This window comes from Pantoea sp. E956-1, from assembly GCF_982223955.1.
On record NZ_CEUYZP010000016.1, the window covers coordinates 59,051 to 83,526 of the forward strand.

At 53.9% G+C, this 24,476-nt stretch carries 28 protein-coding genes and 1 pseudogene; 21 read left to right on the top strand and 8 right to left on the bottom strand.

Annotated features, from left to right (window positions below; genetic code table 11):
- Window positions 1–14 precede the first annotated feature (14 nt).
- From rfaD to coaD, 11 genes are all read left to right on the top strand, one after another.
- Window positions 15–947, top strand: coding sequence for an ADP-glyceromanno-heptose 6-epimerase (rfaD, locus tag AC0T7J_RS24280; RefSeq protein ID WP_010258257.1), 933 nt, complete (start codon window positions 15–17; stop codon window positions 945–947).
- A 17-nt stretch (window positions 948–964) separates the two neighbouring features.
- Entirely contained in the window at window positions 965–2,020 is a 1,056-nt protein-coding gene (gene rfaF / locus AC0T7J_RS24285; RefSeq protein WP_473798116.1) for an ADP-heptose--LPS heptosyltransferase RfaF, read from the top strand.
- Window positions 2,008–2,985: a lipopolysaccharide heptosyltransferase RfaC gene (gene rfaC, locus AC0T7J_RS24290; protein ID WP_473798120.1), complete on the top strand. Its 978-nt coding sequence runs from the start codon at window positions 2,008–2,010 to the stop codon at window positions 2,983–2,985. Before rfaF ends, rfaC begins: the two co-directional genes overlap by 13 nt.
- The gene (locus AC0T7J_RS24295) at window positions 2,982–4,058 is read left to right on the top strand and encodes a glycosyltransferase family 9 protein (RefSeq protein ID WP_473798123.1); all 1,077 of its coding nucleotides are present in this window, start codon (window positions 2,982–2,984) and stop codon (window positions 4,056–4,058) included. Before rfaC ends, AC0T7J_RS24295 begins: the two co-directional genes overlap by 4 nt.
- A 9-nt stretch (window positions 4,059–4,067) precedes the next feature.
- A complete protein-coding gene (locus AC0T7J_RS24300) occupies window positions 4,068–5,072 on the top strand; it encodes a glycosyltransferase family 8 protein (protein ID WP_473798126.1) in 1,005 nt (334 codons plus the stop codon).
- 327 nt (window positions 5,073–5,399) lie between these two features.
- Entirely contained in the window at window positions 5,400–6,386 is a 987-nt protein-coding gene (locus tag AC0T7J_RS24305; protein ID WP_473798129.1) for a glycosyltransferase, read from the top strand.
- A 73-nt stretch (window positions 6,387–6,459) separates the two neighbouring features.
- Entirely contained in the window at window positions 6,460–7,536 is a 1,077-nt protein-coding gene (gene rfaQ / locus AC0T7J_RS24310) for a putative lipopolysaccharide heptosyltransferase III (RefSeq protein WP_473798132.1), read from the top strand.
- On the top strand, window positions 7,529–8,662 hold the full coding sequence (locus AC0T7J_RS24315) for a glycosyltransferase family 4 protein (RefSeq protein WP_473798135.1): 1,134 nt from the start codon (window positions 7,529–7,531) through the stop codon (window positions 8,660–8,662). The genes rfaQ and AC0T7J_RS24315 overlap by 8 nt, the downstream gene beginning before the upstream one ends.
- Before the next feature lie 92 nt (window positions 8,663–8,754).
- On the top strand, window positions 8,755–10,029 hold the full coding sequence (gene waaA, locus AC0T7J_RS24320) for a lipid IV(A) 3-deoxy-D-manno-octulosonic acid transferase (RefSeq protein WP_473798138.1): 1,275 nt from the start codon (window positions 8,755–8,757) through the stop codon (window positions 10,027–10,029).
- The gene (locus tag AC0T7J_RS24325) at window positions 10,029–10,805 is read left to right on the top strand and encodes a glycosyltransferase family 2 protein (protein ID WP_473798140.1); all 777 of its coding nucleotides are present in this window, start codon (window positions 10,029–10,031) and stop codon (window positions 10,803–10,805) included. The genes waaA and AC0T7J_RS24325 overlap by 1 nt, the downstream gene beginning before the upstream one ends.
- Window positions 10,802–11,281, top strand: coding sequence for a pantetheine-phosphate adenylyltransferase (coaD, locus tag AC0T7J_RS24330; RefSeq protein WP_473798142.1), 480 nt, complete (start codon window positions 10,802–10,804; stop codon window positions 11,279–11,281). Before AC0T7J_RS24325 ends, coaD begins: the two co-directional genes overlap by 4 nt.
- Here coaD and mutM read toward each other — a convergent pair.
- The 4 genes from mutM to radC all read right to left on the bottom strand — a co-directional run bounded on the left by mutM (window position 11,278) and on the right by radC (window position 13,478).
- Window positions 11,278–12,087 carry a bifunctional DNA-formamidopyrimidine glycosylase/DNA-(apurinic or apyrimidinic site) lyase gene (gene mutM, locus AC0T7J_RS24335; protein ID WP_473798145.1) on the bottom strand — a complete coding sequence of 270 codons (810 nt, stop codon included), beginning with the start codon at window positions 12,085–12,087 and terminating at the stop codon, window positions 11,278–11,280. The two genes, coaD and mutM, sit on opposite strands and share 4 nt — an antisense overlap.
- A 69-nt stretch (window positions 12,088–12,156) precedes the next feature.
- Window positions 12,157–12,324 carry a 50S ribosomal protein L33 gene (gene rpmG / locus AC0T7J_RS24340; RefSeq protein ID WP_003024094.1) on the bottom strand — a complete coding sequence of 56 codons (168 nt, stop codon included), beginning with the start codon at window positions 12,322–12,324 and terminating at the stop codon, window positions 12,157–12,159.
- 19 nt (window positions 12,325–12,343) lie between these two features.
- On the bottom strand, window positions 12,344–12,580 hold the full coding sequence (gene rpmB, locus AC0T7J_RS24345) for a 50S ribosomal protein L28 (protein ID WP_006121249.1): 237 nt from the start codon (window positions 12,578–12,580) through the stop codon (window positions 12,344–12,346).
- 241 nt (window positions 12,581–12,821) lie between these two features.
- Window positions 12,822–13,478 (bottom strand): RadC family protein, encoded by a 657-nt coding sequence (gene radC, locus AC0T7J_RS24350; RefSeq protein ID WP_473798150.1) that lies wholly within the window; start codon window positions 13,476–13,478, stop codon window positions 12,822–12,824.
- Between the two features lie 180 nt (window positions 13,479–13,658).
- On the opposite strand from radC, the gene coaBC reads away from it, so the two are divergent.
- The 3 genes from coaBC to slmA all read left to right on the top strand — a co-directional run bounded on the left by coaBC (window position 13,659) and on the right by slmA (window position 16,032).
- Window positions 13,659–14,879: a bifunctional phosphopantothenoylcysteine decarboxylase/phosphopantothenate--cysteine ligase CoaBC gene (coaBC, locus tag AC0T7J_RS24355; protein WP_115758611.1), complete on the top strand. Its 1,221-nt coding sequence runs from the start codon at window positions 13,659–13,661 to the stop codon at window positions 14,877–14,879.
- Window positions 14,857–15,315: a dUTP diphosphatase gene (gene dut, locus AC0T7J_RS24360; RefSeq protein WP_473798153.1), complete on the top strand. Its 459-nt coding sequence runs from the start codon at window positions 14,857–14,859 to the stop codon at window positions 15,313–15,315. Before coaBC ends, dut begins: the two co-directional genes overlap by 23 nt.
- A gap of 120 nt (window positions 15,316–15,435) precedes the next feature.
- Entirely contained in the window at window positions 15,436–16,032 is a 597-nt protein-coding gene (gene slmA, locus AC0T7J_RS24365; RefSeq protein WP_010258372.1) for a nucleoid occlusion factor SlmA, read from the top strand.
- A gap of 35 nt (window positions 16,033–16,067) precedes the next feature.
- On the opposite strand, the gene pyrE is transcribed toward slmA, so the two are convergent.
- Both pyrE and rph read right to left on the bottom strand, forming a co-directional pair.
- Window positions 16,068–16,709, bottom strand: a complete 642-nt coding sequence (pyrE, locus tag AC0T7J_RS24370; RefSeq protein WP_191920942.1) for an orotate phosphoribosyltransferase — start codon at window positions 16,707–16,709, stop codon at window positions 16,068–16,070.
- Between the two features lie 49 nt (window positions 16,710–16,758).
- On the bottom strand, window positions 16,759–17,475 hold the full coding sequence (gene rph / locus AC0T7J_RS24375) for a ribonuclease PH (RefSeq protein ID WP_010258378.1): 717 nt from the start codon (window positions 17,473–17,475) through the stop codon (window positions 16,759–16,761).
- A gap of 150 nt (window positions 17,476–17,625) precedes the next feature.
- On the opposite strand from rph, the gene AC0T7J_RS24380 reads away from it, so the two are divergent.
- Entirely contained in the window at window positions 17,626–18,810 is a 1,185-nt protein-coding gene (locus AC0T7J_RS24380) for a NupC/NupG family nucleoside CNT transporter (RefSeq protein WP_031591888.1), read from the top strand.
- A 38-nt stretch (window positions 18,811–18,848) separates the two neighbouring features.
- On the opposite strand, the gene AC0T7J_RS24385 is transcribed toward AC0T7J_RS24380, so the two are convergent.
- Window positions 18,849–19,274 carry a DUF3574 domain-containing protein gene (locus AC0T7J_RS24385; RefSeq protein WP_473798157.1) on the bottom strand — a complete coding sequence of 142 codons (426 nt, stop codon included), beginning with the start codon at window positions 19,272–19,274 and terminating at the stop codon, window positions 18,849–18,851.
- 155 nt (window positions 19,275–19,429) lie between these two features.
- On the opposite strand from AC0T7J_RS24385, the gene AC0T7J_RS24390 reads away from it, so the two are divergent.
- A complete protein-coding gene (locus tag AC0T7J_RS24390; protein WP_010258384.1) occupies window positions 19,430–20,293 on the top strand; it encodes a YicC/YloC family endoribonuclease in 864 nt (287 codons plus the stop codon).
- A 369-nt stretch (window positions 20,294–20,662) separates the two neighbouring features.
- On the opposite strand, the pseudogene AC0T7J_RS24395 reads toward AC0T7J_RS24390, so the two are convergent.
- Window positions 20,663–20,911, bottom strand: a pseudogene (locus tag AC0T7J_RS24395) (integrase core domain-containing protein); the annotation flags it as partial.
- Between the two features lie 75 nt (window positions 20,912–20,986).
- Here AC0T7J_RS24395 and AC0T7J_RS24400 point away from each other — a divergent pair.
- The 5 genes from AC0T7J_RS24400 (at window position 20,987) to lpxP (ending at window position 24,314) form a co-directional block, all read left to right on the top strand.
- The gene (locus AC0T7J_RS24400) at window positions 20,987–21,160 is read left to right on the top strand and encodes a hypothetical protein (RefSeq protein ID WP_163844740.1); all 174 of its coding nucleotides are present in this window, start codon (window positions 20,987–20,989) and stop codon (window positions 21,158–21,160) included.
- A gap of 136 nt (window positions 21,161–21,296) precedes the next feature.
- Window positions 21,297–22,142, top strand: coding sequence for a YPO3983 family protein (locus tag AC0T7J_RS24405; RefSeq protein ID WP_473798161.1), 846 nt, complete (start codon window positions 21,297–21,299; stop codon window positions 22,140–22,142).
- Window positions 22,132–22,596: a DUF943 family protein gene (locus tag AC0T7J_RS24410; protein ID WP_473798164.1), complete on the top strand. Its 465-nt coding sequence runs from the start codon at window positions 22,132–22,134 to the stop codon at window positions 22,594–22,596. The genes AC0T7J_RS24405 and AC0T7J_RS24410 overlap by 11 nt, the downstream gene beginning before the upstream one ends.
- Window positions 22,593–22,826, top strand: coding sequence for a DUF943 family protein (locus AC0T7J_RS24415; RefSeq protein ID WP_473798221.1), 234 nt, complete (start codon window positions 22,593–22,595; stop codon window positions 22,824–22,826). Before AC0T7J_RS24410 ends, AC0T7J_RS24415 begins: the two co-directional genes overlap by 4 nt.
- Window positions 22,827–23,390: 564 nt before the next feature.
- Window positions 23,391–24,314 carry a kdo(2)-lipid IV(A) palmitoleoyltransferase gene (gene lpxP, locus AC0T7J_RS24420; protein ID WP_473798167.1) on the top strand — a complete coding sequence of 308 codons (924 nt, stop codon included), beginning with the start codon at window positions 23,391–23,393 and terminating at the stop codon, window positions 24,312–24,314.
- Window positions 24,315–24,476 lie beyond the last annotated feature (162 nt).

Genomic DNA, 24,476 nt, shown 5'->3' on the forward strand with positions numbered 1-24,476 from the left:
TTGAAGGTAACAACATGATTATCGTAACTGGCGGCGCAGGAATGATTGGCAGCAACATCGTCAAAGCGCTGAACGATCGCGGTCACACCGACATTCTGGTGGTGGATAATCTGAAGGATGGCACCAAGTTTGCCAATTTAGTCGACCTGGATATCGTCGATTACATGGACAAAGAAGAGTTCCTGATGAGCGTCATGGCGGGCGATGATTTAGGCCCGATCGAAGCGGTGTTCCATCAGGGCGCCTGCTCCTCCACCACCGAGTGGGATGGCAAGTACATGATGGAGAACAACTATCAGTACTCCAAAGAGCTGCTGCACTTCTGTCTTGAGCGCGAGATCCCGTTCCTCTACGCCTCTTCCGCAGCGACCTATGGCGGACGCAACGAGAATTTCATTGAAGAGCGTCAGTATGAGCAGCCGCTGAATGTGTATGGCTACTCCAAGATGCTGTTCGACCATTACGTCCGCCAGATGCTGCCGGAAGCGAATTCGCCGGTATGCGGCTTCCGCTATTTCAACGTCTATGGACCGCGTGAAGGCCACAAGGGCAGCATGGCAAGCGTTGCCTTCCATCTGAACACGCAGATCAGCAACGATGAAAATCCAAAACTGTTTGAAGGCAGCGACGGCTTTAAACGTGATTTCATCCACGTTGATGATGTTGCGGAAGTGAACCTGTGGTGCTGGGAAAATGGTGTCTCCGGGATTTACAACTGTGGCACAGGCCGTGCCGAGTCCTTCCAGGAAGTGGCTGACGCGGTACTGAAGTTCCACCAGAAAGGTCAGATCGAGTACATCCCGTTCCCGGAAAAACTCAAAGGACGGTACCAGGCCTATACTCAGGCCGATCTCACTAAGCTGCGTGCCGCCGGCTACGACAAGCCATTTAAAACGGTGGCGCAGGGCGTCGCTGACTATATGGTCTGGCTGAACCGTAACGCATAAAGGAAGCTGCTCCGGCGATGAAAATTCTGGTAATCGGCCCGTCGTGGGTCGGCGATATGATGATGTCGCAAAGTCTCTATCGCACCCTCAAGGCCGAACATCCCGATGCGGTGATTGACGTGATGGCACCTGCGTGGTGCCGTCCGTTGTTGTCACGCATGCCGGAGGTGAATCAGGCGCTGGCGATGCCGCTTGGGCATGGCGCGCTGGAAATCGGTGAGCGTCGCCGGTTGGGCAAAGTGCTGCGCGCCAGTCACTACGACCGTGCTTATGTGCTGCCTAACTCCTTCAAGTCGGCGCTGGTCCCCTTCTTTGCCGGAATAAAACGCCGCGTCGGCTGGCGCGGTGAAATGCGCTATGGCCTGCTGAATGATTTGCGCGTGCTGGATAAAGCCGCGTTTCCGCTGATGGTTGAGCGCTACGTTGCGCTGGGCTACGACACACCGGTTGCTTCGGCGGCGCAGCTGCCACAGCCGCTGTTGTGGCCAAAACTGCAGGTTGAAGAGCAGGAAAAAATTGAAACGGCCGCACAGTTTCAGCTCGCCGCGACCCGTCCGATCATCGGTTTTTGTCCGGGCGCTGAATTTGGTCCGGCCAAACGCTGGCCGCACTATCACTACGCCACGCTGGCCCGCCAGTTGATTGCTGAAGGCTTCCAGATCGTGCTGTTTGGTTCTGCCAAAGATCGCCCGACCGGCGAAGAGATTATCGCTGCCCTGCCCGAAGAGGCGCGCGGCCACTGCCGTAATCTGGCAGGTGAAACCCAGCTGGAACAGGCGGTGATTCTGCTGGCACAATGCCGTGCCGTGGTCAGCAACGACTCCGGCCTGATGCATATCGCCGCGGCGCTGGATCGCCCACTGGTGGCGCTCTATGGACCAAGCAGCCCTGACTTTACGCCGCCGCTGGCAAAGCAGGCGCGAATTATTCGTCTGATTACCGGCTATCACAAAGTGCGCAAAGGCGATGCCGAACAGGGTTATCACCAGAGCCTGATCGATATTCAGCCTGAACGCGTACATCAGACGCTGAGCGAACTGCTCGCGCCACAGGAGGTGCCATGCACGTCCTGATTGTTAAAACGTCGTCAATGGGCGATGTGCTGCATTCACTCCCGGCACTGACCGATGCGATGCATGCCATTCCCGGCATCCGTTTCGACTGGGTAGTGGAAGAGAATTTCGCACAGATCCCCGGCTGGCATCCCGCAGTAGATAAAGTGTTACCGGTCGCGATTCGCCGCTGGCGCAAACACTGGTTTGGCAGTCAGCAGCGTGAAGAGCGCGTGCTGTTTAAGCGCGCGTTACAGTCACGTGAGTACGATATCGTGATTGATGCACAGGGCCTGATCAAAAGTGCCGCGCTGGTCACCCGCTTATCGAAAGGGGTGAAACATGGGCAGGACAGCCGTAGCGCGCGTGAGCCGTTCGCCAGCTGGTGGTATGACATCCGCCATGAGGTCAGTAAGCGACAGCACGCGGTTGAACGAACGCGTGAACTGTTCGCTAAAAGCCTGGGCTATGAGAAGCCGCAAAGTCAGGGTGACTACGCGATCGCCGGGCACTTCCTGCATCATCTGCCCGCTGACGCACGTCATTACCTGGTCTTTCTGCATGCCACGACGCGTGACAACAAGCACTGGCCGGAATCACACTGGCGACAGCTGATTGAGCAGATGCAGCCCAGCGGGTTGCGGGTGAAATTGCCCTGGGGAGCTGAACATGAGCATCAGCGTGCACTGCGGCTTGCTGAAGGATTTGAGCATGTCGATGTGCTGCCTAAGCTGACGCTGGAAGCGATAGCACAACAGCTGGCGGGCGCACGGGCGGTGGTCTCAGTGGATACCGGATTGAGCCATCTGACGGCGGCACTGGATCGCCCCAACCTCACGCTGTATGGTCCGACCGATCCTGGATTGATTGGCGGTTACGGGCAGAACCAACAGGCACTGAGCGCCCCGAATCATAATCTGGCAGAGCTGACTGCTGACACGGTGGCAGAGAAACTGCAGGCCGTTATTACGGAAAACATGCCATGAACTATGTGCTGATCTACCTGCTGTTGCTGCCTTTCCGGGCCATAATGCGGCTGTTTTACCGGCCAACCGGACGCAGCCTGATCATCCAGACGGCAAAGATTGGTGATTTTATTAATATCACCCCGATGCTGCGCGCGCTGGGTCAGTCTGAGTTGCTGATCAGCAAAGCGGTGGAGCCACTGGCGCGTCACGATGACATGGTCAGCCGCTATTTCCTGATTGAAGAGGCGAAGCGCAGCTTTTTTGCCAAACTGAAGCTCGCGTTCACTCTGATGAACCGCTATGACAACGTCTATCTGGTGCAGCCAAACAGCGTGAACCTGTTTTTCGCCGCGCTCTGCAACGCACCGAACAAGCAGTTTCTGCGCACCTATGTGCGTAAGTCCTACCATAAGACCTTCTATCGCAGCGCCAGCGGTATTGTCGACCACACCAAAACGGATTTAACGCTCGACAGCTACCTGAAGCTGATTAATCGAGACTACCGCTACACCGATTTCCCCAAGCATGCGACCTCACCGCTCTGGCAGCCGACTGCGCCGCCCGCCGCGCTGGTTAATCCGCGCAGCGGTATTAAAATTGGCATCAGTATTTCTGCCGGTAACCGGGCTAAAACCATTCCTGCCAGCATCTGGCAGCAGCTGATGGCGTCGCTGGCTGACCTGCCCTGCACATTTTATGTGTTTGGCCCACCGGCTGAACAGCCGTGGCTGGATGAGTTACTAAGCCTGACCGGCCCGAAAGACAATATCGTCAGTCTGATTGGTGAGCTAAAACTGGAAGATGTTCCGTGGGCCATTGCACAGATGGATTTCTACATCTCCTCTGACTCTGGCAATGCTTATATTGCGGATGCGCAGCAGATACCGGTGATCATGCTTTACGGGCCGTGTGAAGTCCGGGAACAGCGTCCGGTCAATAACGTTTTGTTTATCGGACCGGATAATATTGCTGCGTCGACGTTCGTTTTTGCCACCCGTTTTCAGTTTGATCAGCCTGCTGAAAAATTATTCGGGCTGGATCACGATAAACTGACTAGAATACAAACGTTTATTACTCATAATCTGGAATAGTGAAGCGTAATGGCAATTACCCCTCTTGCTGAGGCCGTTCAGCAAAGTCAGCTGCTGGTTAACACGCTTGCTGACACGGATGATAATCCGGTTCATGTTGCGTTTGGCATCAACTACGCCTACGCGCGTGGCCTGGGCATTACGTTATTTTCACTTCTCAGCCATCATCCTGATACCGCTTTCCACGCCCATGTTTTTTCAGACTCGCTTTGCGAAGAGGATGTGGAAAAACTGCGATCGCTGGCCACGGGCCATCGTCTGGCGATCACGCTGCATATCTTTAACCGTGCCTGGGTTGATCAGCTGCCTGCGGTCGGACGCTATCCCAAAAGTATCCACTACCGTTTCCTGATCCCGGAAACCGTGGCGAGCTACAGCGATCGGGTGATCTATATTGATGCTGACACCCTGGTGGTGGGCGACTACTCTCCCCTGTTCACGCTGGATATCACTGATTACACGCTGGCGGCCTGTAATGACACACCGCGAGCGCGACATAACCAGTGCGCAAGGCTGGGGCTGAAGCATCACCACTATTTCAACTCCGGCTTTATGCTGATTAATATTCCACGCTGGCTCGAAAGGCAGACCACCGCGCGCATTACCGACGTGCTGGTAACGCGGGGCGCAGAGTTTGGTTTTCCCGATCAGGATGCGCTGAATATCGTGCTGGAGGATGAGGTCCTGATCCTGCCAGACCGCTATAACCACATATACGACATCATCGCTAATAAAGTCTGGGATCACTCGAACGTGCCTGAAGAGACGGTGATGATTCACTACACCGGTAAATGCAAACCCTGGCATGCATGGGCTGGCAGCGATCTTTCCCAGCGGTACTACAGCTATTACCAGCGCTCCCCCTGGGCTTCACAACCGCTTGATACGCCAAAGCATTATAAAGAGATGAAGCGATTCGCCCGCGTAAAGTGGCATCAGAAACAGTATGCTGAAAGCCTGAGCTGGATGATGAAGTATGTCAGTCTCAAGTTTTTTAAGCAGAGCGAGCAATAGCGCGCTCAGGTTTATCAGATTGATGCGGGCGCTATTATTTCAGCGCCCGACTTTCCCATCATTTATCCCGCCGGCTGTTTGCCACGACCTCTGTAATAACGACGCTGACAGCAAGCCAGCATAATAATCTGTTTACCTGCACGGCCACATTGCGTAAAAAAAGCGCATATAGCGCAATATTATTGTCGGGCGTGGTTTTTAGTAAAGCAGGGATGCGACATCGATTTATAATTGTGAACTCCCTGATTTCCCTCTGCTGATTTGGAAATGATTTATGACGAGGCAACGCCCTTTCGCAGTGAATACAATGCTGGTGCAGATATTGTCATGAGTACTTCTCCTCTGCTGAGTATCATTACCCCGATGTACAATGCGGGCAGCATGTTTGATGAGTTCATGCAGTCACTGCTGGCGCAGACATTGACTGCGCTTGAGATCATTATCGTCGATGACGGTTCAACCGATGGCTCAGGCGAGCGCGCCGATCAGTATGCACAGCAGCATTCTCACATTCGTGTGATTCATCAGGAAAATGGCGGCGTCTCGCGCGCCCGTAACGCCGGGCTGGCGATTGCCCGCGGGAAATATGTCACCTTCCCTGATGCGGATGACACCATGCAACCCGATATGTATCAGACGCTGGTGACGCTGGCGGAAGCAGATAATCTGGATGCGGCACAGTGCAACGCCGAGTGGTTTTTCAAACACAGCCAGCGGGTAAAGCCGCTCATTCCGCTGGATCGCCTGCGCAGTACGCCGGTGCTGAGCGGTGCCGACTGGCTGAATACCGCGCTGAAAACCCATCGTTATATGCATGTGGTCTGGCTGGGCATCTATCGCCGGGAACTGATTGAGCAGCATCAGTTGCAGTTTGAACCCGGCCTGCATCATCAGGATATTCCCTGGACCACCGAGTTTATGCTGCTGGCAAAACGCGTGCGATATACCGAAGCGGTGCTCTATCGCTACTATATGCATGACGCCTCAATCAGCAATCGCAAACGTACCGGCGAGCGCAACGTTGAGTATCAGCGCCACTACATGAAGATTGCGCGACTGCTGGAAGAGCTCAATGACCGCTATCGTAACCGCGTGAAGATCTACCCGTCGTTTCACTATCAGGTGACTCATGAAGCGCTCAGCGTTTGCCACAGTGTAAGACGTGAGCCTGACGCACGCGCACGCCAGGCAATCATTGCCGAGCTGTTCGCCACCCGGACACACCTGCGCATGTTACGCAACGCCCGGGGAATTAAGCAGTGGTATCAGTTGCTGTTGTGGCTGGCCCGGCTCTATCGCTGGCGTGATAAATAACCTTTGAGGCTGGCTTTATCCTAAAAAGGGTTTGCCCTACAATCGGTTCACTGAATTCTGAGAACTCTTGTTTATGGCCAGCCTGACTCCAGCAAACATCTCTCCAAAAAATATATTACTGATTAAGCTGCGCCATCATGGTGACATGCTGCTCACAACGCCCGCCATCAATGCGCTTCATCAGCGTTATCCGCAGGCCAGCATCGACGTGTTGCTCTATCAGGAGACGCGTCCGATGCTGGAAGCGCATCCGGCTATCCGCCATTTGCACGTCATCGATCGTAAATGGAAGCAGGAGGGCACCTGGCGCAAGCTGGGCCACGAGCGTGCATTAATTCGCGCCGTGCGTGATGCACATTATGATCTGGTGATTAATCTGGCCGATCAGTGGCGGGCAGCCCTGATTACGCGGCTCTCCGCGGCGCCAGTTCGTATCGGTTTCGCTTTTAAAAAACGGGATAACGTCCTGTGGCGGTGGTGTCACAACCGGCTGGTCCCCACACACAATCACAGCAAACTGCATACCGTTGAGCAGAATATGTCGGCGCTGGCCCCCCTCGGCATCAGCAGCGACGGTGCTCGCGTCTCAATGCACTACAGCGACGCTGACCAGCAAACTGTGCAGGTCAGACTGGCGGAGCATCATGTCACCGCGCCCTATATTGTGGTGCAGCCGACCTCACGCTGGGGCTTCAAATGCTGGGAAGAGGAGAGTGTTGCCGCCACACTCGATCAACTGGCGCAGCCGGGCCGCAAAGTGGTCCTGACCGCCGGGCCGGACAAGCAGGAACTGGCGATGATAAACCGCATTCGCGCGCTCTGTGCGTCGCCGGATGTGGTTTCGCTGGCGGGTCAGTTCACTCTGCCGCAGCTGGCGGCGCTAATCGATCATGCCAGGCTGTTTATTGGTGTCGATTCTGCACCGATGCACATGGCCGCCGCGCTTGAAACGCCCTGTATTGCGCTGTTTGGCCCGACCAAGCTGCAGCACTGGCGGCCATGGGGCGACAACAATCATGTCATCTGGGCGGGTGATTATGGCCCGCTGCCCTCACCCGATTCCATCGACACCAAAACAGACCAGCGTTATCTTTCGGCCATTCCGGTGAAGGATGTGGTCGCGGCAGCGAGGAGCTATCTGAATGAGTAAGTTACGGCTGGCGATTGTCCGGCAGAAATATCGTCCGGATGGCGGTGCCGAGCGTTTTATCTCACGCGCACTGGAAGCGCTGGGCAGCGAGCAGCTCGATCTCAACATCATTACCCGCAGCTGGCAGGGCACACCGAATCCTGACTGGCATCTGCATATCTGTAATCCTGCAAAGCTGGGCCGGGTATCCCGTGAGCGTGGTTTTGCCCGTGCTGCACGCGCCTGCTGGGAGCGCGAAAAGTTCGATATAGTGCAAAGCCACGAGCGCATCGCGGGCTGTGATATTTTTCGCGCGGGCGATGGTGTTCATCGCGTCTGGCTGGAACAGCGCGCCCGCATCGTCTCATCGTGGCAACGACTGAGTGCTGTGCTCAGCCCTTATCATCGCTATGTTCTGCAGGCGGAAGCGGAGATGTTTAATTCTCCGACGCTGAAAGCAGTGATCTGTAATTCTGAGATGGTAAAGCGCGATATCCTGCGTTGTTTCTCGCTCGACGCCGGAAAAATCCACGTTATTCATAATGCTATCGACGCCAGCCGTTTCCAGCCCGCCACGGAAACAGCACGTCGCGCCATCCGTCAGCAGCTGGCGCTGCCCGATGCGGCGACCGTACTCATTTATGTCGGCTCCGGCTTCGAACGCAAGGGATTGAAAGCGGCGATACAGGCGCTGGCTGCCAGCGACCGTTATCTGATTGTGGTGGGTCAGGATAAGCAACTGCAACGGTATCAGCAGCTGGCAAACCAGCTTAACTGCCTGGATCGGCTGCGCTTTGTCGGCGTACAGCAGGATGTGCAGCCGTTCTATCACGCAGCGGATGGCCTGCTGCTGCCCACGCTTTACGATCCATTCCCGAATGTGATCCTGGAGGCGATGGCCTGCGGCTTACCGGTGATTACCAGTACCGGCTGCGGTGGCGCAGAATTTATTACCGCTGGTCAGGAAGGCTTCGTCTGTGATGCATTAGATATCAACGGGTTAAATCAGGCTGTTAACGCAATACCGGCGCTTTCTGTCGATTCACGAATGGGTGACGCGGCGCGGCGCAAAATTGAACCTTACTGCCCGCAACGACTGGCGCAGGCGCTGACATCGCTTTATCAGCAGGTGCTGAGTAGCAACTGACAATGTGGGATGAGTGCATGCGGGGTTTCTGATAACATGCCACCATCTGATTTTAATCTGTTTTTAGACGCGAACCTGCTGTAACGGTAACTATGACGACCATTTACACCGCATTGCTCTACCTAATTCAGCCACTGATTTGGCTGCGCCTGTGGCTGCGCGGTCGTAAAGCGCCTGCCTATCGCAAACGCTGGGCAGAACGCTATGGCTATTGTGTCGGCAAAGTGAAGCCCGATGGCATTGTGCTGCACTCGGTCTCTGTGGGTGAAACCCTTGCCGCGATTCCGCTGGTGCGTGCGCTGCGTCATCGTTACCCGACCCTGCCGATTACCGTCACGACTATGACGCCTACCGGCTCTGAACGCGCGCAATCTGCATTTGGCAAAGATGTGCATCACGTCTATCTGCCTTATGATCTGCCGGGCTCGATTAATCGATTCCTGGATACGGTCAATCCACGCCTGGTGATCATCATGGAAACCGAGCTGTGGCCGAACATTATTCGCATTCTGCACCAGCGTAACATTCCACTGGTGATCGCCAATGCCCGCCTCTCGGCCCGATCGGCCAAAGGCTATCGCAAGCTGGGTAAATTCATGCGCCAGCTGTTGCAGAGCATCACGCTAATCGCGGCGCAGAACGCGGAAGATGGCGACCGTTTCCTGGGGCTGGGACTGAAACGCTCACAACTGGCGATTACCGGCAGCCTGAAGTTTGATATTTCAGTGACGCCAGAACTGGCCGCCAGAGCAGTGACGCTGCGCCGCCAGTGGGCACCGCGCCGTCCGGTATGGATCGCGACCAGCACACACGAAGGTGAAGAGGCCATTGTGCTGGATGCCCATCGCCGCCTGCTGCAGACGTTTCCGGATTTGCTGCTGATTCTGGTTCCCCGTCATCCCGAGCGCTTTAACGATGCGCGTGAACTGACGCAGGAACGCGGCTTCAGTTTTATCCTGCGCAGCAGCGGCGAGATACCTTCTGGCTCAACGCAGGTGGTCATCGGCGACTCAATGGGCGAACTGATGCTGCTATATGGCATTGCCGATCTGGCCTTTGTCGGCGGCAGCCTGGTTGAACGGGGTGGACATAATCCGCTGGAGCCTGCTGCCCATGCTCTTCCGGTTCTGATGGGACCCCATATCTGGAACTTCAAAGATATCTGCAGCAAGTTGCAGGAAGGCCAGGGACTGATCACCGTCACCGACGTGATTTCGCTGGAAAAAGAGGTCACTAACCTGTTACAGGATGATGATTACCGCCGTTATTACGGACGCCATGCGGTAGACGTGCTGCACCAGAATCAGGGTGCGCTACAGCGTCTGCTACAGTTACTCGAACCCCATCTGCCACCACGGGCCCACTAATGTCAGCACGCCAGCGTCTTTCCGTGGTGATGATCGCCAAAAACGAAGCGGAACTGCTACCTGATTGCCTGGCCTCGATCAGCTGGGCTGATGAAATTATCGTGCTGGACTCAGGCAGCCATGACAATAGTGTCGACATCGCCACGCAGGCTGGGGCGAAGGTCTACCATAATGATGACTGGCAGGGCTATGGCATTCAGCGCCAGCGCGCGCAGCACTATGCCACCGGCGACATGATTCTGATGATCGATGCGGATGAACGCGTGACACCTGAACTGCGCGCCGCGATTGAGCAGGTGCTGGTGGCGGCGCCCAGTCGTACGGTTTATAGCCTGGGCCGCAGTAATCTGTTTCTCGGCCGCTTTATGCGCCATAGCGGCTGGTATCCTGACCGCGTCATGCGGCTCTATCCACGCACCTTCCGCTACAATGACAATCTGGTGCATGAGTCACTGCAGAGTGACGGCGCGCCGGTGGTGGCATTACCCGGCGATCTGCAGCATCTGACCTGCCGCGATTTAATCGCCTTTCAGCGCAAGCAGCTGGCCTATGCCGAAGCCTGGGCTACGGAGCGCCATCTGCGCGGTAAGCGTTGCAGCCTGTTTTCTCTGTTCAGCCATACGCTGGGCGCGTTTGTGAAAACTCTGCTGCTACGCGCCGGTTTTCTCGACGGTAAGCAGGGCTGGATTCTGGCGGTGGTCAACGCGCAATATACCTTCAATAAATATTCAGCCCTCTGGGCGCTGAATCATGCTTCGGCAAAAGGGCGAGTATGACCACGAAAGCCATCTATCCCGGTACGTTTGATCCTGTGACACTCGGCCACCTCGACATCGTGACGCGGGCAGCGCAGATGTTTGATCAGGTCATTCTGGCCGTTGCCGCCAGCCCCAGCAAAAAACCGATGTTCAGCCTGGATGAGCGCGCGGCGCTGGCCGGTCAGGTGGTGGCTCATCTGCCCAACGTTGAGGTGGTCGGATTCAGCGACCTGATGGCGAATTTCGCCCGTGACCAGCAGGCGAATGTGCTGGTTCGTGGCTTGCGTGCGGTGTCAGACTTTGAATATGAGATGCAGCTGGCGCAGATGAATCGTCACCTGCTGCCAACGCTGGAGAGTGTTTTCCTGATGCCGTCTGAAGGGTTCTCGTTTATCTCCTCTTCGCTGGTCAAAGAGGTGGCGCGTCACGGCGGCGATGTTACCGCCTTCCTGCCCGCGCCGGTGCATCAGGCATTGCTGGCTAAACTGGCTTAATGCTGACAGTTCGGGCACCAGTAGGTGCTGCGTTGCCCATGTCTGCCGCTGACAATCGGCGTACCGCATGCCCGGCAGGGTTCGCCTGCCCGGCCATAAACCTGCAACTGCTGTGCAAAATAGCCCGGTTTACCGTCGCTCTGTAAAAAGTCACGCAGCGTGGTTCCGCCCTGCTCAATCGAACGTAACAGCACCGCTTTGATGGTGTTGACCAGCAGCTCCGCTTCGGCCTGCGACAGACTACCGGCAGCACGATCGGGAATGATCCCGGCAGTAAACAGTGACTCGCTGGCGTAAATGTTGCCCACGCCCACGACCACTTTGTTGTCCATCAGCCACTGCTTGATGAGCGTCCGCTTGCCGCGTGACTTATCGAACAGGTAAGCGCCGTCAAACTCTTCGCTAAGCGGCTCCGGCCCAAGATGTGCCAGCACGCTGCTGCCCGCCAGATCGCTGCTCCAGAGCCAGGTACCAAACCGGCGCGGGTCGGTGTAGCGCAGCACTTTGCCGTTGCTCATGACTAAATCAACATGGTCATGCTTCGCCGCTGGCAGCTCTTCTGACAGCACGCGCAGGCTACCGGACATACCAAGGTGGATAATGATCCAGCCATGTGGCAACTCCAGCAGCAGATATTTCGCCCGGCGCTGCACACTGAGCACCGGCTGATCGCTCAGCGCCAGGATCTCCTGCGAAACGGGCCAGCGCAAACGTGAATTACGCACCACGGCGTGAAGGATGGTTTCACCGACCAAATGCGGTTCGATACCGCGGCGGCTGGTTTCAACCTCTGGCAACTCTGGCATACCCTCTCCTCAGCGTTTTACACAAACAAAAAACCCGGCCGGAGCCGGGTTTTTAGCAGAACACTAAAATTACTTAATTTTAGCTTCTTTGTAGAGCACATGCTGACGTACAACCGGATCGAACTTTTTCAGTTCCAGCTTCTCTGGTTTAGTACGTTTGTTCTTCGTGGTGGTATAGAAGTGACCTGTACCAGCAGAGGAAACCAGCTTGATCTTCTCACGAATACCTTTAGCCATGATTCAGTTCCTTAGTACCTTAGTACTTCTCACCACGGGCACGCATATCGGCTAACACCGTATCAATGCCCTTTTTATCAATAATACGCATACCTTTAACAGATACACGCAGAGTAACGAAGCGCTTCTCGCTCTCAACCCAAAAACGGTGTGAGTGCAGGTTCGGAAGGAAACGGCGTTTCGTCGCGTTCATTGCGTGGGAACGGTTGTTACCCGTCACCGGACGCTTTCCAGTTACCTGGCAGACTCGTGACATGTCAATATCTCCAAAAATCAAATCAGCTCGAGCTTTAAAAATTAGGTTTGGGCCGCCTCGTCAGGCTTGCAGCCCGCCAGGCGAATTCCATGGAACCCGCTAAGCTGGCCTAACCGCCAAACCCGAGATTCTCAAAGGTGGCGTAGTATACGCCGCTCAGCCCAAGTGCTCAAGTCCCGAACAGATAAAGATCCCGAATGATCGGGCAAAAAGCCGCCACCTGGAGCGGAATTTCCCGTTATCAGAGCCATCCCCGCTCGGCAAAGGAGACATATTCGCCATGACCAATTACCAGATGATCGAGCAGACGGATATCAAGTAGCTGGCAGGCTTGACTGACTTTATGGGTCACTTCGCGGTCTGCGCGGCTCGGTTCCGCCATGCCCGACGGATGATTATGCGCCAGTATCAGGGCTGCTGCATTAAGCTTCAGCGCTTCCCGGACGATCTCGCGGGGGTGAACTTCCACGCTGTTAATCGAACCCGAGAACATATTTTCTGCCCGCAGCACCCGATGCTGATTATCCAGAAACAGTACCATAAAGATCTCACGCTCCTGTTGGGCCAACAGACTTTGCAGATACTGACGGGTGATTTGTGGATTTTCCATTGCGCTTTCGCGGGCCAGCTTGCTGGCGAAAAAGCGCTTCGCCAGTTCGGCAATTGCGTGAAGTTGCGCCAGCTTGGCATCACCGACCCCTTTGATTTGACCGAATGCTTCTTTATCTGACGTCATGAGCTGATAAAGCGAGCCAAAACCGTCCAGCATCTGCCTGGCCAGTTCAAGGACATTCTGCCCCGGCGATCCGGTACGAAGAAAAATGGCCAGTAGTTCGGTATCGCTGAGGGCATGCGCACCCAGCTTCTGGAGTTTTTCCCGTGGTCCCTTTATTTTCATGTCCGCTCTCCCTGAGATGAGCCTCAGCATGGCCCATCATGAAGCGTGCGGCTATGAGTGAAGCTGCAATCTACGAGACAGCTCGCAAACGCAGTCAGTGAAAAGGCGCATCCGCGCTTTTGTGATAAAGTCCGTGCATTCGCCGCCGCGAGCGGCAGAGAGCTTAGTGAGGCCAACATCATGATGGGATTAGCCGGCAAAAAAATTCTTCTTGGCGTGAGCGGCGGTATTGCTGCTTATAAAGCACCTGAGCTGGTGCGCCGCCTGCGCGATCGCGGTGCTGATGTCCGCGTGATGATGACAGAGGGTGCGAAAGCATTTATTACTCCACTCAGCCTGCAGGCTGTCTCCGGCTATCCGGTATTTGACGATCTGCTTGATCCGGCAGCGGAGGCGGCGATGGGTCATATTGAACTGGCAAAATGGGCCGACCTTATTGTGCTGGCACCGGCCACTGCTGACCTGATTGCCCGTATTACTGCCGGTATGGCAAACGATCTGGTGACGACCGCCGTGTTAGCGACGGCCTCACCCGTGGCAGTGGTGCCCGCTATGAATCAGCAGATGTATCGTGCGGCGGTGACCCAGCATAACCTGCAGAGCCTGCAGGCGCGTGGCGTGCTGATTTGGGGACCGGACAGCGGCAGCCAGGCCTGCGGCGATGTCGGGCCGGGCCGGATGCTCGACCCGCTGGTGATTGTTGACCATGCGGTGCAGTGGGCCTCGCCCGTCAACGATCTGCAACATCTCAACATTATGATTACCGCCGGCCCTACCCGTGAGGCGCTGGACCCGGTGCGCTACATCACTAACCACAGCTCCGGCAAAATGGGCTTTGCTATTGCCGACGCCGCCGCCAGACGCGGTGCACAGGTCACGCTGGTCAGCGGCCCGGTCACCTTGTCTGCGCCAGCGGGTGTGCGGCGAATTGATGTGACCAGCGCGCTGGAGATGCAGACCGCCGTCATGAGTGAGATAGATAAACAACATATTTTCATTGCAAGCGCAGCCGTGGCAGACTACCGGGCAGCCGATATTGCGGCCGATAAAATCAAGAAACAGGGCGGCGATGATAACGTCACGCTGAACCTGGTAAAGAATCCCGATATTGTTGCCGGCGTCGCTGCACTTCAGGAAAACCGGCCATTCGTCGTTGGATTTGCTGCTGAAACACAGAATGTGGAAGAATACGCCCGGCAAAAACGGGTGCGCAAGAATCTGGATCTGATCTGCGCTAACGACGTCGCTAAAGCCGGACAGGGGTTTAATAGCGACACCAATGCTCTTCACCTTTTTTGGCAGGATGGAGAAAAACGCTTACCGCTCAGCGATAAGTCTCTCCTTGGCCAACAATTAATAGACGAGATTGTCAGCCGTTATGATGAAAAAAATAGACGTTAAAATTCTGGATCCGCGCGTCGGCAAAGAGTTTGCACTGCCGACCTACGCGACTTCAGGTTCCGCTGGGTTAGATTTACGCGCCTGCATTGATGATGTTCTCGACATCGCACCAGGCACCACAACGCTGGTTCCGACCGGCCTGGCGATTCATATTGCCGACTCCGATCTGGCCGCTGTGATCCTGCCGCGCTCAGGCCTTGGCCATAAACATGGCATCGTGCTGGGCAACCTGGTGGGTCTGATTGACTCCGACTATCAGGGACAGCTGATGGTCTCGGTCTGGAATCGCGGCCAGGAAAGCTTCTCGCTGCAGCCCGGCGATCGCATGGCACAACTGGTCTTTGTACCGGTGGTGCAGGCGGAATTTAACCTGGTCGAAGATTTCGACGCCAGCCTGCGCGGCGAAGGCGGCTTCGGCCACTCCGGCCGCCAGTAACCCGCATTACCGACTTTCACTTACGCCCGTTATTTTTTCCTCATCGCCACAGGACGCGTTCCTGTGGCAGATGCGTAGGTGTTGCCTGTTTTTAGGTGAATTTCAGGGGTCTTTAAGGTCATGGCAGAAAAAAAAGTCGCGAAGCGGAATCGTCGCGAAGAGATTTTGCAGGCGCTGGCGCAGATGCTGGAGTCGGGTGATGGCAGTCAGCGCATTACCACAGCCAAACTGGCAGCCACGGTGGGCGTTTCCGAAGCGGCGCTGTATCGTCACTTCCCGAGTAAGACACGAATGTTCGATAGCCTGATTGAGTTTATCGAAGACAGTCTGATTACCCGCATCAATCTGATCCTCAAGGATGAAAAAGAGACCATGACGCGTCTGCGTCTGATCGTGCAACTGATTCTGGGATTTGGTGAGCGTAATCCGGGACTGACACGCATTCTGACCGGCCATGCATTGATGTTTGAGCAGGACCGACTGCAGGGACGCATCAATCAGCTGTTTGAGCGGATTGAAGTGCAGCTGCGACAGGTGATGCGGGAACGGAAAATGCGCGAGGGCGAAGCCTTTCAGGCTGATGAGGCGCTGCTGGCAAGTCAGTTGCTGGCTTTCTGTGAGGGTTTACTGTCACGGTATGTCCGTTCTGAGTTTCGTTTCAGTCCTACCGCAGACTTTGAGGCTCGCTGGCCGCTGATTGCCGCCCAGCTGGCGTAAAGCGTAAAAGAAGGCGGGCATTGCGCCCGCCTCTGTTAAATCCCGTACGCTTTCTGATAGGCACGTACCTGAGCCAGATGATCGGCCATCTCAGGCTTCTCTTCCAGCCAGGCAATCAGGTCTGCCAGCGTTATAATCGCGGTCACTTTGCAGCCGTAATCACGTTCCACTTCCTGAATCGCCGACATTTCTCCGCGTCCACGCTCCTGACGATCAAGCGAGACCAGCACGCCTGCCAGAGTAGCGTTGTGCGCGCCGATAATATCCATCGACTCACGAATCGCGGTGCCTGCGGTGATCACATCGTCCACCAGCATCACTTTGCCCTGCAGCGGACTGCCAACCAGCAGGCCACCTTCGCCGTGATTTTTCGCTTCTTTACGGTTAAAGCAGTAAGGCACATCGCGGTCATGATGATCCGCCAGCGCCACCGCCGTGGTGGTGGCTATCGGAATGCCTTTATAGGCCGGGCCGAACAGCAGATCAAAATCAACAGCGCCATCCACCAGCGCCTGCGCGTAAAAGCGTCCCAGCAGCGCTAAATCCCGTCCGCTGTTAAACAGACCAGCATTAAAGAAATAGGGGCTTTTACGCCCGGACTTCAAAGTGAACTCACCGAACTTCAGCACCTGCTTGTTCAGGGCAAATTCAATAAACTGACGCTGCCAGGCTTTCATTTCTCACTCCTCAAATAAAGAAAAGGCGACTCTGAGGTCGCCTGTTACATCAATTTTCCAGCGCTGCTTTCTGCGCCTGAATTAATTCCTCAATTCCGCCCCGGGCCAGCGCCAGTAGCGTCAGCAACTCTTCATGGCTGAACGGTTCGCCCTCAGCGGTGCCCTGCACCTCGATCATGCGGCCATCTTCCAGCATCACCACGTTCATGTCGGTTTCTGCGGCTGAGTCTTCAACATACTCCAGATCGCACAGCGCTTCGCCTTTGACGATGCCCACTGAAATCGCCGCGACCATGCCCTTCATCGGGTTCGCTTTCAGTTTGCCACTGGCCACCAGCTTGTTCAGCGCATCAGCCAGCGCCACGCAGGCTCCGGTGATTGATGCGGTGCGAGTGCCGCCATCGGCCTGAATTACGTCACAGTCGAGCGTAATGGTAAATTCACCCAGCGCTTTAAGATCAACCGCGGCGCGCAGTGAACGGGCGATCAGACGCTGAATCTCCAGCGTACGTCCGCCCTGCTTGCCTTTTGCGGCTTCACGCGCCATACGGCTGTGGGTCGAACGCGGCAGCATGCCATATTCGGCCGTTACCCAACCCTGGCCCTGGCCTTTGAGGAAACGCGGAACCCCTTCGTCTACCGAGGCAGTGCAAAGCACTTTCGTTTCGCCGAATTCCACCAGAACGGAACCCTCTGCGTGTTTGGTGTAATTGCGGGTCAATGTGACTGGACGCACCTGTTGTGCGCTACGGCCTGCTGGACGCATGGGTATTCTCCGGCTTGCTAATGATTGGCTGCGCATTATACGGACTTCCTTGCCCGCTGTCTCTTGCGCTGGTCTGACGCAGGCATCAGATGAAATTCCCCGCCAGCTGTGGCTAAATGCGCGTTCCTTTCTCTCTGATAAAAAAGACATATGGCCGCCATTCTTCATTTCCTGCTGGCGCTGGTGGTGATCTTCGCCCTTGCGCTGCTGGTCAGTCATGACCGTAAACAGATTCGTCTGCGCTTTATTATTCAACTGATTGTGGTGGAAGCCGCGCTGGGTTGGTTCTTCCTTCACTCTGCCGGAGGTCTGGCGCTGGTCGGCTCGTTCGCCGGTTTCTTTGAGACGCTGCTGGGTTTTGCCGCACAGGGCACGGAGTTCGTGTTTGGCGGAATGAGTAAGCAGGGGCTGGCATTTATCTTCCTTGGCGTGCTCTGCCCGATTGTCTTTATTTCGGCACTGATCGGCATATTGCAGCACTGGCGTATCCTGCCACTGCTGATTCGTATTTTCGGGACGCTGCTGTCGAAGATTAACGGCATGGGCAAGCTGGAGTCGTTCAACGCCGTCAGCACACTGATTCTTGGGCAGTCGGAAAACTTCATCGCTTATAAAGGGATTCTGGGTGATATCCCGCCGCGCCGGCTCTACACCATGGCTGCGACCGCGATGTCTACCGTTTCGCTGTCGATTGTCGGTGCTTATATGTCGATGATCGAACCAAAGTATGTGGTTGCGGCACTGCTGCTTAACATGTTCAGCACCTTTATTATCCTGTCGATCATCAACCCGATGAAAAGCCAGGATGAGCAGCCGATCGCGCTGGATAAACTACATGAAGAGCAGAGCTTCTTTGAGATGCTGGGCGAATACATCCTGGCAGGCTTCAAAGTTGCAATGATTATTCTGGCCATGCTGATTGGCTTTATTGCGCTGATTGCTGCCGTCAACGCGCTGTTTGCGGCGGTGTTCGGCTACAGCTTCCAGCAACTGCTCGGCTACCTGTTCTATCCTCTGGCCTGGCTGATTGGCATTCCCAAAGCCGATGCCCTGCAGGCGGCCAGCATCATGGCCACCAAACTGGTGGCGAATGAGTTTGTGGCGATGATTGAACTGCAGAAAGTCGCGGCGGGCATGAGTGCGCGTGGGCTGGGTATTCTGTCGGTGTTCCTGGTCTCGTTCGCTAACTTTGCCTCTATCGGCATTGTGGCGGGCGCAATAAAAGGCCTGAATGAGAAACAGGGAAATGTGGTTTCCCGTTTTGGCTGGAAGCTGGTCTATGGCTCCACGCTGGTCAGTCTGCTCTCCGCAGCCTTTGCCGGTCTGTTTATCTGATTATTCAACGGGCGGCAGTTCTGCCGCCCGCTTTCGCCTTAGAATCCGACGCAGACGGGTGCATCCACCCGCATAACCGACTCCTGACCAAACCGTTTTTTATAGAGGCTGCGTAACGCCTCAATATCAACGTTGGTGGCGGGATCGATGCCGTGGATCAGCATCAACGCCTTACTGTTCTCTCGTGCCAGCTGACCATTCTCGCCCTGCCATTGACCTTTGGCATCATAGACTGACAGCCCCGCTTTAAACCGTGGCGTGACCTCATTATCCACGAAGTTCATCCAGTCGAGTGAACTCACCCTGCCGCCATCCGGCTTACTCAGTCCAAACCACAACGTGGTCTGCATCATCATGTCGCCACCCGCACAGATGGGTTGCGGTTTAGTGGGTGGCGAGTGGCGTGCCTGGCAACCTGCCAGCAGCAGAGCCATCACAACAGGAAGGGCAATAACGCGAGACATAGATCAGTCATCCTCACAAGGGGTCAATGGTCATCATAAGTGGCTGTCGCAGAAAGCGGAAATGGTTCGTTATTTTCCTGTGCGACGCTTATGCCTGTTATGCCGTGGCTCGCCTCGCTATACTTCACCCATCTTTCCGCAAATGAGTACCGCTTATGATCCGCAGTATGACCGCTTATGCCCGCAGCGAAGCCAAAGGCGAATGGGGCAGCGCCGCCTGGGAGCTGCGTTCCGTGAACCAGCGTTATCTGGAAACCTACATCCGCCTGCCGGAACAGTTTCGTGGGCTGGAGCCGGTTATCCGCGAGCGCATTCGCCAGCGTCTGACGCGCGGTAAAATTGAGTGCAACCTCCGTTATGATGCCGATCCCAGCGCGCAGGGCGAACTGATGCTCAACGAAACGCTGGCGAAACAGCTGGTGCAGGCTGCCAACTGGGTAAAAATGCAGAGCGACGAAGGCGCGATTAATCCGCTGGATATTCTGCGCTGGCCGGGTGTGATGTCTGCGCAGGAACAGGATCTGGATGCCATCAACACTCAGTTGCTGCAGGCACTGGATGGTGCGCTTGATGACTTTATTGCGGCACGCGAAAGCGAAGGTACCGCCCTGAAAGCGATGATTGAGCAGCGTCTGGAAGGCGTCTCGCAGGAAGTGAGCAAAGTGCGTGCGCAGATGCCTGAAGTGATCAAATGGCAGCGTGAACGGCTGGTCGCCAAACTGGAAGATGCTGAAGTCCAGCTGGAAAACAATCGCCTTGAGCAGGAACTGGTGATGATGGCGCAGCGTGTTGATGTTTCTGAAGAGCTGGATCGTCTGGATGCGCACGTTAAAGAGACTTACAACATCCTGAAAAAGAAAGAGGCCGTGGGCCGCCGTCTCGACTTTATGATGCAGGAGTTCAATCGTGAGTCGAACACGCTGGCATCGAAGTCGATCAATGCAGAAATCACGACTTCAGCCATTGAACTGAAGGTGCTTATTGAGCAGATGCGCGAGCAGATTCAGAATATCGAGTAATTTACACACCTGCACACAACATCCCCCAAGCCCATGTTAAATGGGCTTTTTTATTCATTCCAGATTTCATTAATACACACAATCCTCCATTGAAATCCACAATTAGATGGAGAGTGGATTGGTGAGTAGTTTCCGTTTACTAGTCAAAAATCATAAGTTATAAGTAACCACTCCCCACCACAAAGCGTAATTCTTTATACACAAAGGGTTATCTCAATTCGAAAGATTCATTCATGGGTTCGCTAACCGTAAAAACTGTCCAGGCTCTTGTTAAAACGAGACAGCCCGGTGGATACAGTTGTAAGTACACCTGTTTTAGTTCCACGCACTTTTAGAGACTTCTGGGTTTTCGGCCATCAGCCAGCACTCTTATTGCGTCAGGTTGTTCAGGGATTCATGAGGCCGCTCGCTGTTATATTCAGCCAGCCAGTGCTCAGTAATTTCCCGCGCTTCATTCAGGGTTCTGAACAGATAAAAATCCAGTATCGCTGTCCGGTATGTCCGGTTAAAACGCTCGATAAACGCATTCTGCGTCAGCTTTCCCGGCTTGATAAATTCCAGCAATACACCCTGTTCTTCGGCCCATTGCGCCAGTGCCAGTGAGACCAGTTCTGGCCCGTAAGCCTTTACCTGTACCATTGGCAATCTGGCGCAGAGGTTCCACGATCCCGAAGCGGCATTACTGCGCCTTCCATGACCAGCAACGCTATCAGCAATTCTTCCCGGCAGGTTTCACAGCGTACAGATGTGCGGATCGACAACATTGAGATCCAGACGCAGGCCACCGATGCAAAAGGCATTGCGCAGGAGATCCCCGGCAGTCTGAAAGATGCCACATGGCATTTTGACGATGGACTAAAGGCTTAAAGCATCCACTATGCCCCTGCCCGTAATCGGTAAAAAATTACGGGCAGGGGCTGTACAACATTTACACTCTGACCTTTCACCGCGTATTATTCCCTGTGAAGACCTCCACGGACGATAATACAAGGAATGTATCACGATGGCCGCACTACAGTTCCCCTGTACCATATTCAAAACTCAACAGTGGATTGACGACTACGGCGCTAAAGATATGCGCTGCGGCGATCTGACCGAAGCAAAGTTAAAATCCCAGTACCGGCTGGACTATATTTCTGACCGGGTTGATCCCTGGACGCTTACCCGGCGTTCCTCAATGGATCGCCCTCAGTCCATGTTCTGCTGTAATCTGCGCGGCCAGGGTGAAAAGATTACCCGCCAGCAGTGTGCCGCAATGTTGTTTGACGAGTTCCGCTCGTTATCCCGCAAGTTTTCCCTTTACGGGCCGTATAGCCACCTGATCGAAAAGATGATCACTCATATGCAGAACGGCAATGGTACGCCCTTCCGCAATATGGCGCTGGACAGGGCATTGAAAGAGCAGATTCTTAATGACAGGACAGACAACAGCACTTTTTTAAGAATTAAACGGATTATCAGTAAAAATACAGATTGGGATAATGGATTTTACCCTTCCGAAATGAAAGGGGAAATAACAAGAATAATATTTGATAGTAAGTTACCTAAATTCGACAGGTTTCAGGATAATTATAACGGTATGGGTATTACCGTTCATGATACCTGGGCAACGGATATCACTATAAAATCACTGCACATCGATAATAACCGTTACCGGGCAGTGGTGCATTACAAGGTGCAGGATCACTTTGGCCTCGACAGCGACGATATACTGAAAACAAAATTCAGCCAGTTACACTTCTTCCGTATCTGGTTTGTTCTCCAGCGGTATAATCTGTTTGGCTTTAAGCCGTTCATGACCAATATGGAAGCCACCTTAGAGATTTCCGGGAGCCGTGATGAAAGCTAACCGTAAAAAAATCATGTTGGCTCTCGTTATAACCAGCTGCGCGTTGACAGGCTACTTTTGGTGGTTAGCTTCACGACCGGTAGAAATTATCGCTGTCTATCAGGAGGATAATTTTAGCGAGGTTTTAGTGAAAAACTTCCCGTTCACCGACAAAGCAAAGATAAATTGGTGGCTGGAAAATAAAGACTCATTGAAAATAAAATATAATATTCCCGCCCCTTCGGCCTCTGGTAATTATTATGTGAATTTTTGGGATTTTGGCGATGGATACAAAGAACAAGGGAAGTATGACCGCCGCTGCTTTGATGACATGAATACCGTTAAAAATTGCATAGATAAGAATGCCGTTTTTTCTGTCGAAAATAATAGAAAAAAAGAAACTTTATTTACAGTCTATGATGGAAGATACCTTATGGAAAAAAACGGTAGAATAATAAAACTCACAGACGAATAGAACCGCTCTCCCTCGCGTTTCCAGACCATGAGACTGATTACTTATTATGCTTCGACGACATGAAAACAGAAGAAAATTGTATAGATAAGTCAGGCTGGCTCATGGCCATCAATAAAACTAAGGATGGTTACACTTACTACCGTCTTGATGGTGAATCTTACTATCGAAAACCTTCTGGTGAACTGATCAAAGGTGAAAGATTTACGACGACCATTAAACCTGTAAGATGATCAGGTTGTCATTACACAAAATGGGGAGTGGATTGGGGAGTAAAACCTCAACCGCCCAAAATATTCCCAATCAATCTATTGAAAATCATAAACATTTTAAGATGAATCAACATTCAGATTCAGATTCAGAGTATCGAGTACTTTCGACTCACCAAAGCGCTCGCAGCGGCGCCGTGTTCCCCTGTCAGGCGCGGGTAGCGCGTTGAGGGTCAGGCACTTCCGTCAATTGTTCTCTTTTTCAGCGCGGCCAGCATCAGAATCAGGTAAAGATAAATAAATAATCATTTCCAGACTGTTCCTGAAACGGCCTCGCTTACAATTAAAGCTTCTTTCAGGCTTATACTAATTATTTGAAAAATAATGATTTTATAGGATTAATGTACTTTTATAGCCGGTTTTGCCGCCTCTCCATGAAACAGGTCAATCCTGTAGATGCCGGAGTTTCCCTTTCTTTGAAGGCACTTTTTGATAAAATGTTGGTCGAAATCAGTACAGCTGTACCGCCTTAAGACTCATGGAAGTGCTCTTTGTGCGATGCATCCCTCTATCCCATGAAGGTTGTTAATGAAAAACACCGGAAAATTTAGCAGTTCGCTGCTGCATCCGCGTTATTGGTTTACCTGGTTTGGCCTTGGCATACTCTGGCTGCTGGTCCAGCTCCCCTATCCTGTTCTTATGCGTCTCGGTGCCGGTGCCGGCAAAATCTCTCGCCATTTCCTGCAGCGCCGCGAGCGTATTACCCGTCGTAACATCGAACTCTGCTTTCCGGGCATCAGCGAAGAAAAAACAGAACATATGATCGCCGGTAATTTCGCGTCGCTTGGGATGGCGCTGGCTGAAACCGGTATTGCCTGGTTCTGGTCTGACCGTGCGGTAAGACGTCTGTTTAAAGTGTCGGGAATGGAAAACCTGCATGCCGCGCAGAAAGAAAAGCGAGGCGTGATGCTGATTGGTGTGCATTTCATGTCACTGGAGTTGGGTGGCCGCATCAGCGGACTCTGTCAGCCAATGATGGCGATGTATCGCCCACACAATAACCAGGCGATGGAGTATGTGCAGACTAAAGGGCGGATGCGCTCGAATAAAGCGATGATCGACCGTCGTGATCTACGCGGTATGGTTAACGCCCTGAAACAGGGTGAATCGGTCTGGTTTGCGCCTGACCAGGATTACGGCCCTAAAGGCAGCACCTTTGCGCCGCTGTTTGCGGTGGAAAAAGCCGCCACGACTAACGGCACTTTTGTTCTGTCGCGTCTGGCGAAGCCAGCGATGGTGCCGATTATGCTGATTCGTAATCCAGGAAATGATGGCTACCATTTGATCATCGAACCGATGCTGGAAAATTATCCTCATACGGACGAGGCTGCTGCTGCAGCTTATATGAACAAAGTGATCGAAAATCAGATCCTTCGCGCACCCGAACAGTACCTTTGGCTGCATCGCCGCTTCAAAACCCGGCCACCGGGTGAAGAGTCGCTCTACGTCTGAGTTAACTGATAAAGCAGGCCTCGCGCCTGCTTTGTTGTTTTAATCTGCTGAACGACATCGGCTTTACATCCACTCTTTCATCCCCGGTTGCTGTGCTCTCATACTGACTCTGGCGTTTTAGCTAGTTTCTGCTGTTCAACACGCCGGTCTGCGTCCGGCAGG